Here is a 9,065-nt window from a genome sequence, read left to right on the forward strand (position 1 = left end):
CAAATGGATATATGACACCATTTGAAAAGAGAATGCAGGCATGATTATGTCAAAACTTTTCCTTGTAAGTGATACAAAAAAACTTGACCATCTCAGTTTATCATCCCGCCTTATGCGGTACATTCCGTGCGTCAGGGAAGGGATGCGCGTCTGCTGTCTATGTGTATAGGAATTGCTTTTATAAAAGAAACTGATATAGAGACAGCGGAGGAGATTGTCCGGGAACTGTTAAAGGATGCATCAACGCAGGGGATTTTCGGAAAGGAGCAGGGCGATAAATTACTGATTTCCGTGCGGGAAGTTTACCGCCTTCGGGATAACGGGCCAAAAGAGATGGATGCAGGCATAAAAATTCTGACTGATAAAATTACCAGCCACCCAGAACAGGAGCTGCCCATAGAAACATTGGCGGCGGATATTTTTGTCAGCAAATATTATCTCATAAGGAAATTTAAAAGCAGTATCGGGATGACGCCGCACCAGTTCTGTATCCAGAACCGCATACGGAAATCACAGGGGTTGCTGGATGAAGAAAAGACGGTCAGCAGAATTGCCGCAGAAATGGGATTTTATGACCAGAGCCATTTTGATAAGGCTTTCCAGAAGATTGTCGGGATATCCCCGTCAGAATATATCCATTCAAAAAAGCAGATAGGGCAATTTTTTACAAGACATGACTGCTTCTGGGGAATATGATTGAAACGTAAGACAGACCACATATTTTATCGGAGGTGCAGAATGGATACATTTGAATTGTTTAACAATGGAAAATTAGTTTTGCCGGAAAAGGAGGCAGGATTTGCGGAGATCGAATGGTTAAAGCATCCGACCTTTAGGGGTGTTGAGCTGAAACACATCATCACGGCAAAGGACACAGACGGGAAGTTCAGCTATCATTTGGTGCGGATTGCTCCTGATTGGAGTATTGGGAACCATATCCACGAAACGCAGTTGGAAACGCATGAGGTGATAAAGGGCAGCGGAAAGTGTGTAAACGCAGGCAGCACCATTCCGTATGAATCCGGTACAATATCCATCATGCGGCAGGCGTACCGCATGAAGTCGCGGCAGGTTCAGAGGGATTATATCTTTTTGCCAAGTTTATGCCTGCATTATGTTAAATTAAATAAGAGGATAATATGCAAAGACCGCCGCTATGGCTCACCACCATATGCGGCGGTCTGCCTTTTCCGCAGGCAGATCTGACAGCAGAAACCGCTTGGAAAGCGGGAAAATCAGAGTTAATATGCTTACACGGTGGTTTGCGTTTGTGCCGCTTTGCGGGGCAACTGACCCTTTTAATTTAGAGAGAGTGAACAATTGTTTTTTTGGAAAGCAACCAACAGTTGCCGGATTGGAACGTATAGGTGGATTGATTATGGAAAAACGCTAAAGTATAATGAATGTCTGGAGGATGTCAGAATGGAATTTAAAGAAAAATTGCAATTACTAAGAACAAATATGAAACTGTCACAGGAAGAACTTGCTAACAGGCTGGATATATCAAGACAGTCTATAACAAAATGGGAGAATGGACAGTCTTTTCCAGATATTCAGAACCTTATACAGCTTAGTGAGATTTTTAAAGTCTCCATAGACAGGCTTGTGAAGGAAAATGATATCTGTACAATCAGTCTTTTTTGTGAACAGAAATATCCTATGCAAGATATTAGGATTTTTTTGGTCAGGGCAAAAAATAACACATATATCACGGGTGAAAATGAAATCATGCCGTCACAGCCTGGTTCCCACGATTTCCGTTATGAAGATGGTGATTACCTGTATATGGATACTTACCTTGGCGGGCAGAAATTCATAGGCGGGGAACGTGTCTGGATAAGGAATCATGCAGTGTGGGCTATGAATTATTACGGGGAGAGCTTGGATGAGAATTTTGATATTATATTTTTGAAAGAAGCACTTTCCCATGTGTCGGTTTCCATGCCGTTCCGAGGGCCGGAACTCTATCAGAAAGGCGATTATATGTACCAGTGCCAGGTGCAGGGTGATTTTGAATGTTTTTCAGGAGAGGAACGGATATATTGCAGGCAGAAAAAGGTATATGCCTGTATGTTCCACGGAGGGACTATCTTATGAACATGGCAGAAAAAGAAGTAGTAGTAAAAGATCTGGTTACAAAATCAAATCTTCCGGCAAGCGATTATGTGATAAACCCTTATGTAGGCTGCCCTCATGGCTGCAGGTACTGTTATGCCTGTTTTATGAAGCGGTTTACGAATCATAGTGAGGCATGGGGGAGTTTTATTGACATTAAGCGATGTGACAAGCCGATAAGCAAAAAGAAACTGCAGGGGAAGTCTGTTTTCCTGTCATCTGTGACGGACTGCTACAATCCATTTGAGGAAAAGTACCGTAATACACGGAAGATACTGGAGCAGCTAATTTCCATAAATTGCGAACTGAATATTTCAACAAAATCCCATCTGATTTTGAGGGATATTGATTTATTGAAGCAGTGTAATAATTTGAAAGTCTCGGTATCAGTCAATACATTAGATGAGCAGTTTAAAAATGATATGGATCATGCCAGCAGCATCATGAAACGGCTGGGAACACTGGAAACATTGCATCAAAATGGCATATACACTGTTTTGTTTATGTCTCCTATTTTTCCGGACATAACGGATTATAAGGAAATAATAGTAAAGACACAAAGATATGTGGATGAATACTGGTTTGAAAATCTGAACCTTCGGGGGAGCTATAAACAGGATATCCTTGGCTATATAAAAAGTGCCTGCCCACAATTAGTGGAATTATATGATGAAATATATGTAAAAGGGAATATGAGGTTCTGGAATAATCTTGCTGTTGAGATTGAGGAATATTGTGCTGCACATTCAATAAAACATATCAATTATTTTTATCATAAGGAGTTGGTAGAAGCCAAATTGAAGCCAAAGTAACCAGGTAGTGACCGCCGATATGGACTTATTCTCTATATACGGCGGTCTATTGTTTATGCGGTCGGTTTGCAGGATATGCAGAAAAGCGATGGACTGACAGAAGCCTGTGCCCGATTTCCAATTCTGCAAAACGATTTCCGATTCTGCAACGGCAATTGAAAACTGTTCTGAATCCATCCACAATATAATTTGGGTTGGCTTGCCCTCTTAGGGGGGAACTTTAGTTTATATGACAATTTGACGAAATACTATAAAATACGACAGGAAAGAGGATATTAGATGTTTCATATAGCGGTATGTGACGATGAAGAATATTTCAGGCTCAGGGTAAGGAATCTGATTGAAGAATACATGAAGAACCGGGGATTTGCCTGCCAGACAGACCTCTTTCCGTCTGGAAAAGAGATGCTGGAGGTAGCAGAATCCATCCAGCAGTACGATGTAATATTTCTTGATATCAGCATGGAGGAAATGGACGGCATCGAAACGGCTAGAAGAATCCGGCAGGTATCCTCCAATGTCTATATTGTGTTTGTGACGGCATATATCACCTATGCACTGAGGCTATAAGGTCAATGCCATCCGTTATCTCCTGAAAGAGGATGCCGGGCTTGAAAGTGCGCTGAAGGAGTGCTTGGACACCATAGCCACCTTGACGGATTATGCGGAAGTGAAGTGTGAGATTGACTTCTAGGGCGGTAGGAAGATCATCCCAGTAGATTCCATTCTCTATGTGGAGAGTAGACTGCATAAGGTCATTTTCTTTGTGGTGGAGGACGGAGTGAAGGAATACTACAAATACGGCAGGATGGATGATGTCGAGCCGGAATTAAGGCAGTACGGTTTTTCCCGTGTCCACCAGAGTTTTCTTGTGAACATGAGGTTTGTGAAAAGCGTTGAGAGATATGTCGCACAGCTGAAAAACGGGACAGAGGTAAGCATATCGAAGAAATATTACAAGGATACGGAAATGGAGTACATAAGGGGGCAGGGTGAACTATGATGGAGGATTATATTTATACTGTATTTATCATTGCTATGGACATATACTGCTGTGTTTTATTGTTCCAATCTTTTGCGGAAAAAAGGGACGGAAAAAATAAACTTGTTCCGTTTGCAGAAGTGTGTATACTGGCGGTTCTTTATCTGGTGATTTCATTTGCCTTCCGGGATTATATTCATTTAAAGTTCATGGCAGTTATCGTGGCAACATCAGTCATAATGACTTTAATGTTTCAGATTCGGTATTTGAAAGCGCTGGGATTGTCAATATTTTTTCCAGTATAGATGTTATGGCAGAGTATGCGGTAGTTGTCATATTTGGGAAAATTTATTTTAAAATTCTGGGACGGGCTTCCGAATGGTCAGATATGTTCCCGCTCTGCATCCTGTCATTGGTAAGCAAGATGGCGTTGTTTGGGGTTGTGCTGTCCGTGAAAAAAATATTTGGGAGAAAATCCCCGGAACTTTTGACAGGTAGGGAATGGCGGGTTTTATTTTCTATCTCGCTTATCACAGTATTCTCGCTTGCGGCGATGGTGGCGAAGACTGACCTGTTTCAGAATACAAACCAGGACAGTACTTTCCTGTTTATTGCAATGGGGCTGCTGCTGATAAATTTCACTATCTATTATCTGGTAAATGAGATTGCGGAGCGGGAGGCGAAGATCAGGGAAGATGCGCTTTTCCGTGAGCGGGTAAAAAATGAGACGGCAATGTACCGTTCCATATCCGAAAATCTGGAAAAACAGCGGAGGAGGACGCATGAATATAAGAACCAGCTTGCCTGCATCAGTGCGCTTGTCGCAAAGGGGCAATACAAAGAACTGGATGAATACATAGGGAAGATAGATGACGCTCTGCGGCACAGCATGGATGCGGTTGATACAAATAATGTTATCGTAAATGCAATACTGAACACGAAGCACCGTGAGGCGGTTGGCCGGGGGATTGTGTTTATACTGAAAGTAAATGACCTGTCAAGGCTTGCTTTCAGTGATGAAGATGTCGTGGTTATCCTTTCCAACCTGCTGAATAATGCACTGGAAGCCTGTGAGTATTGCGGGGAGAAGGTTATTAGGCTCAAGTTCGTGCTGGAGGAAGGGCAGGCTGTGATTTCGGTCAAAAACAGCATCGGGACAGAACTGGCTGTAGAGAAAGGGAAACTGCTGACCACAAAGGCTGACAATGCGGATGAGCATGGGATGGGAATTAAGAATGTGACCGAGGTGGTTGAGAGATATGGCGGGAGATATGTGATTGACTATGACAAAGGATTTTTCCAGTTTACCATTCTACTGCCCAACGCTTAACAGGGAAATAAAATTATTTGTTTCCAAAAATGCAAAATAATTTCCAAAAATGCAATGGGCGTGAAAGGAGGGGTAGAGCCTCCGATATTTATAACAGGACTATGAAACAGTCAGAAAACGAATTTCAAATACTTTGTCAAGGAGGATAACGATATGTCAATAAATGTGAATGGAAGCACACAGCAGACGGGAACCAAATGGTTCCAGAACATGAAGACACAAAAGCCTGATGGGAAGGTGGCATAGGCGCAACCGCCGCAGACTGACAGGGCGGTGAATGTCACAATTTCAAGGGAGGGACTTGGAAGCCTGCAAAACGGCGGCAAAGCAAGAACCTATGAGGGTGTGATGAAACAGAAAGAGTCCATAATGCAGGCGTCAAAATCCTTAGGGGCAAGTTATGGATACCGCCTGTCCGAGGAAGCCGGGAAGCTGAAAGGGCAGAGGGACAGCGGTGCCGCATACAGCCTTTCGGACAGGGCGGAGGACTATGTAAAGGCTTATGGGAACCCTTATGATGAGATCGTGCAGGGTTGCAAGGACGGCACAATAGAGCGTTATGTGGAGGATGTAGCTTCCAAGACAGGATTCCGCAGGATGACGATGGAAGAGGAACTGGCCAATCTGGATAAGGCGTTCCAAAGTTTGGCTGACAAGGCGGAGGTGGATGCAAAGGCATCAAAGATTCTGGACGGGTACAAGGAAAAGCTCTCCAAGCTGAAAAGTGGACAGAAGTTATCTGCGGATACGGATAAAGCAAAGGCCGTGCAGGAGAACGTGAGCCAGAAGCTGGTGACGCTGGCGCAGGCTTGGAAGGATGCCTATAAAGTTTCCGGCTCTAAAGAGGGTGGCATGAAAAAGGTCTTATCCATGCTGAACGGAATGTTCGGCATTAAAAACGAAGCGTAAAGGAGGTATGCGATATGCAGATAACAAGGGATAACTATTCACAGTATGCCAACATGGTACAGCAGATGCTTGGCAATAAGAAAAATTCCAGCGATCCGCTGGCACAGTGCGATTATGGGAATTTTGCATTGCGGTTCAAGCCGGTTAACATCAAGTTTACAAAGCCGAATTGGGACAACATCGTGACAAAACGGGATAAGCCCGCAATGTCGGAGGAAGAATTTGAGGCGGCAATAAAGGAGCTGGCGCAGAAGGAATTTTCCACCGGGAAACGGGATGATGCCGCATACAGAAAGCTGTGTATGCAGCATGGGGAGACGGTTTCCCCGGACAGGAAAGCCATCTATGAATCAAGCATGAGGAAAACAGGTGGAAAGATGAATGCGGCCTGTATGTTTTGGGATTCCAATGGAAATAAAACTCTGTCTTATAATCCCGAATCAAGGAACTGGAAAGCCATAAGCACCGAGGAAGAATTTGCAAGGGCGAGAGTGTTTACATCTATCTACAATGATGAGCTGGCGCGTCTGAAAAAAGAGTATGGGGAAAATGCAAAAGGAATCGTGTCATATCAGCAGATACAGTCTGACTTGGCAGCAGGCATAAAAGCACCATCTTCGAGCAGCACATTGGATATACAGGTATAATCTTTACACCCAATTCCGCAGAGGCACTTAATGCTTTGCCTCTGCGGTCTGTCCGGAAGTTAGGGGGGAGTGTATTTATAAGGCAGTGAACCGCTCGGACTTATTACGAGGGAGCGGGTGCGATTATATAAATTGGAGTTTGAGGATATGGAATACATAGAAAATGTTTTGGTTTATGAAGATTATTGTAGGCTAAGGGAAAGTGTTGGATGGACAAATTTCTCAAATGCAGAGAAATCTATTAAAAATAGTTTATACACAATAGCTGCAATGCAGGATAATCAAATTGTTGGAATGGGAAGATTGATAGGAGATGGAATGTATTACATGATGGTTGATGTTGTGGTACATCCAAATTATCAGAAAAAAGGTATCGGCAATAAAATTGTTAGTATGATAATCGAGTATGTTAATGAGGAAACACCAATTGGTGGGCGATCCAGTATACAGTTAGTTGCAGAAAAAGGAAAGGAATCCTTTTATGAGGAAAAGGGATTTAAAATAATTCCACATGAATTTTGTGGTAGCGGTATGAGAATGGTTATTCGCAAGTGATAATATCCGGCTGAATGGTGTGGGGGGGGCACATATATCCCCGATATGCCACAGTCTAACAAGGCAGGGCAGGCATCCCCAGCGTTCCGGCAAAACAGGAGACTGAACATGGATATAACAGGAATAACAAAAAGCCATCATGCGGACATCCCCAAAGCGTCATCCGGGAAGGAATGGATGCTGTCTGATGCCCTCCGGGAGAAGACAACAGGATGTCTATATGGGGAATAAATTTCTCGTCCTGCGGAAAAGCGAGGCCGCCAAAGTTGCGCCGGACAGGGCAGGCATCCCCGCATCCCCGGCGGCTTAGGGAATCGGGGAGCAGGGAGAGACAAGTAAAACCTGAAAGTTTGATTTTGGGGAATTCTACGAATTGACTTTAGATTTCTACCACTGGTTGCGTAGATGTATAGAGGGCTATATGGAACGCAACCGACCTTCTTGGTATTGTAAAGCAAGGATTTCAGTGAATAGTTCAGAGCCAAGTTATTGTACTGAAACCTAAAAAAGAAATGGAGAGGTATAAATATGCAATACCATATAATGATCAAAAACCTATCTAAGTCTTACCAATCAAAGGGGACAGCAAAAACAGCTTTATCTGATGTTACCCTCAATATCCCGCAGGGCGAAATCTTTTGTATCATGGATTCGTCCGGCAGCGGTAAGAGTACACTACTAAAGATTTTAGGGGGCATGGAAAAACCAACCTCCGGCACTGTCTACATCAATGGAGCTAATATGGCGGATTATGGGCAGCAGGATTATGACCGCCACCGCCAGATGACAGTCGGTTATGTGTTTCAGGACTTTAATTTGTTGGAAGGTCTGACATTGAAAGAGAATATAATTTTGCCACTGACTTTGCAAAAACTGAGTGAAACAGAAATACAGAAAAAATATGCGGATACATTGCGGTGTGTGGATGTCGGTTATTGTGAAAATAACTATCCGGAGCAGTCATCGGGTGGCGAGCAGCAGAGGGCGGCAATCTGCCGGGCAATCATTAAATCCCCAAAGCTGATATTGGCAGACGAGCCGACAGGGAGCCTTGATCATGTAAATGCAAAAGCAATCTTAAGTACATTTGTGGATATCAAAGAAAGAATGCAGACTACGATTGTCCTTGTCACCCACGATGCGGCTGTAGCCAGCTATTGTGATACGGTTGTTTTTATTGAGAACGGCAGGGTATGCGATACTTTAAGAAAGGAAGAAACGGCACAGCCATTTTATGAAAGAATTGTGACGGTATCATCGAAAGTGAGGGGAGTCATTTGAAAAAAATACATCAAAGGGCAGTAAGGACAAAAGCGCATAGCAGTATGTATATTATGCTTACTATCTCGATAGCGTTGTTCTTTGTTTACACAGGATTAGTCGGCAATTCACAGATGGTCAGTGTTATGGATTCTATTGAGTACACACTGCCAGTGTGGATGACTGCCCTGATCTGTATCCTTGCTGTATTCTCATTTGTTTATTATCGCTATTTATGTATTTACACCCTGGACGAAAAGATGAAAGACTATGGGATTCTGGTCAGTATGGGGTATAACCAAAAGCGCATAAGTGAAGCCTTTCTGTGGATTATGGCAAAGTCAATGCTGCAGGCATTGCTGTGGGGCTTGTTGGCGGGAACCTTGGTGTTAGTATATAAGTGTGGACAGAAAAAGTTGAACAACCTATACTATCAAATGAAAGAGCAAAGGAGA

At 43.3% G+C, this 9,065-nt stretch carries 13 protein-coding genes and 1 pseudogene; all 14 read left to right on the forward strand.

Going from position 1 to position 9,065, the window contains the following annotated elements:
* Nucleotides 1–159: 159 nt before the first annotated feature.
* The gene (locus D5281_RS23095) at nt 160–696 is read left to right on the forward strand and encodes a helix-turn-helix domain-containing protein (protein WP_160562272.1); all 537 of its coding nucleotides are present in this window, start codon (nt 160–162) and stop codon (nt 694–696) included.
* Nucleotides 697–738: 42 nt separating this feature from the next.
* The gene (locus tag D5281_RS23100; protein ID WP_277935577.1) at nt 739–1,206 is read left to right on the forward strand and encodes a cupin domain-containing protein; all 468 of its coding nucleotides are present in this window, start codon (nt 739–741) and stop codon (nt 1,204–1,206) included.
* A gap of 216 nt (nt 1,207–1,422) precedes the next feature.
* Nucleotides 1,423–2,097: a DUF5680 domain-containing protein gene (locus tag D5281_RS23105; protein ID WP_160562273.1), complete on the forward strand. Its 675-nt coding sequence runs from the start codon at nt 1,423–1,425 to the stop codon at nt 2,095–2,097.
* On the forward strand, nt 2,094–2,927 hold the full coding sequence (locus D5281_RS23110; protein ID WP_160562274.1) for a radical SAM protein: 834 nt from the start codon (nt 2,094–2,096) through the stop codon (nt 2,925–2,927). The genes D5281_RS23105 and D5281_RS23110 overlap by 4 nt, the downstream gene beginning before the upstream one ends.
* 279 nt (nt 2,928–3,206) lie before the next feature.
* The gene (locus D5281_RS23115) at nt 3,207–3,497 is read left to right on the forward strand and encodes a LytR/AlgR family response regulator transcription factor (protein WP_160562275.1); all 291 of its coding nucleotides are present in this window, start codon (nt 3,207–3,209) and stop codon (nt 3,495–3,497) included.
* Nucleotides 3,498–3,636: 139 nt separating this feature from the next.
* A complete protein-coding gene (locus D5281_RS23120) occupies nt 3,637–3,930 on the forward strand; it encodes a LytR/AlgR family response regulator transcription factor (RefSeq protein WP_330585280.1) in 294 nt (97 codons plus the stop codon).
* On the forward strand, nt 3,927–4,214 hold the full coding sequence (locus tag D5281_RS23125; RefSeq protein ID WP_160562277.1) for a hypothetical protein: 288 nt from the start codon (nt 3,927–3,929) through the stop codon (nt 4,212–4,214). Before D5281_RS23120 ends, D5281_RS23125 begins: the two co-directional genes overlap by 4 nt.
* 5 nt (nt 4,215–4,219) lie before the next feature.
* Nucleotides 4,220–5,239 (forward strand): sensor histidine kinase, encoded by a 1,020-nt coding sequence (locus D5281_RS23130; RefSeq protein ID WP_160562278.1) that lies wholly within the window; start codon nt 4,220–4,222, stop codon nt 5,237–5,239.
* Nucleotides 5,240–5,512: 273 nt separating this feature from the next.
* Nucleotides 5,513–6,148, forward strand: a complete 636-nt coding sequence (locus tag D5281_RS23135; protein WP_160562279.1) for a hypothetical protein — start codon at nt 5,513–5,515, stop codon at nt 6,146–6,148.
* A gap of 14 nt (nt 6,149–6,162) precedes the next feature.
* Nucleotides 6,163–6,795, forward strand: a complete 633-nt coding sequence (locus D5281_RS23140; RefSeq protein ID WP_160562280.1) for a hypothetical protein — start codon at nt 6,163–6,165, stop codon at nt 6,793–6,795.
* A 147-nt stretch (nt 6,796–6,942) separates the two neighbouring features.
* On the forward strand, nt 6,943–7,350 hold the full coding sequence (locus D5281_RS23145) for a GNAT family N-acetyltransferase (protein WP_160562281.1): 408 nt from the start codon (nt 6,943–6,945) through the stop codon (nt 7,348–7,350).
* A gap of 108 nt (nt 7,351–7,458) precedes the next feature.
* Nucleotides 7,459–7,581, forward strand: coding sequence for a hypothetical protein (locus D5281_RS23150; protein ID WP_277935578.1), 123 nt, complete (start codon nt 7,459–7,461; stop codon nt 7,579–7,581).
* A 297-nt stretch (nt 7,582–7,878) separates the two neighbouring features.
* Complete coding sequence (locus D5281_RS23155) at nt 7,879–8,631, forward strand: ABC transporter ATP-binding protein (RefSeq protein WP_160562282.1); 753 nt, start codon at nt 7,879–7,881, stop codon at nt 8,629–8,631.
* Nucleotides 8,628–9,065 (forward strand): annotated as a pseudogene (locus tag D5281_RS23160) (FtsX-like permease family protein); the annotation flags it as partial. The gene D5281_RS23155 and the pseudogene D5281_RS23160, both read left to right, overlap by 4 nt.

This window comes from Parablautia muri (genome assembly GCF_009917485.1).
Lineage (GTDB): Bacteria > Bacillota > Clostridia > Lachnospirales > Lachnospiraceae > Suilimivivens > Suilimivivens muri.

Coding starts and splice junctions, on each gene's coding strand:
- D5281_RS23095 (WP_160562272.1), top strand. CDS start 160: ATGTGTATAGGAATTGCTTTTATAAAAGAAACTGATATAGAGACAGCG.
- D5281_RS23100 (WP_277935577.1), top strand. CDS start 739: ATGGATACATTTGAATTGTTTAACAATGGAAAATTAGTTTTGCCGGAA.
- D5281_RS23105 (WP_160562273.1), top strand. CDS start 1,423: ATGGAATTTAAAGAAAAATTGCAATTACTAAGAACAAATATGAAACTG.
- D5281_RS23110 (WP_160562274.1), top strand. CDS start 2,094: ATGAACATGGCAGAAAAAGAAGTAGTAGTAAAAGATCTGGTTACAAAA.
- D5281_RS23115 (WP_160562275.1), top strand. CDS start 3,207: ATGTTTCATATAGCGGTATGTGACGATGAAGAATATTTCAGGCTCAGG.
- D5281_RS23125 (WP_160562277.1), top strand. CDS start 3,927: ATGATGGAGGATTATATTTATACTGTATTTATCATTGCTATGGACATA.
- D5281_RS23130 (WP_160562278.1), top strand. CDS start 4,220: ATGGCAGAGTATGCGGTAGTTGTCATATTTGGGAAAATTTATTTTAAA.
- D5281_RS23140 (WP_160562280.1), top strand. CDS start 6,163: ATGCAGATAACAAGGGATAACTATTCACAGTATGCCAACATGGTACAG.
- D5281_RS23145 (WP_160562281.1), top strand. CDS start 6,943: ATGGAATACATAGAAAATGTTTTGGTTTATGAAGATTATTGTAGGCTA.
- D5281_RS23150 (WP_277935578.1), top strand. CDS start 7,459: ATGGATATAACAGGAATAACAAAAAGCCATCATGCGGACATCCCCAAA.
- D5281_RS23155 (WP_160562282.1), top strand. CDS start 7,879: ATGCAATACCATATAATGATCAAAAACCTATCTAAGTCTTACCAATCA.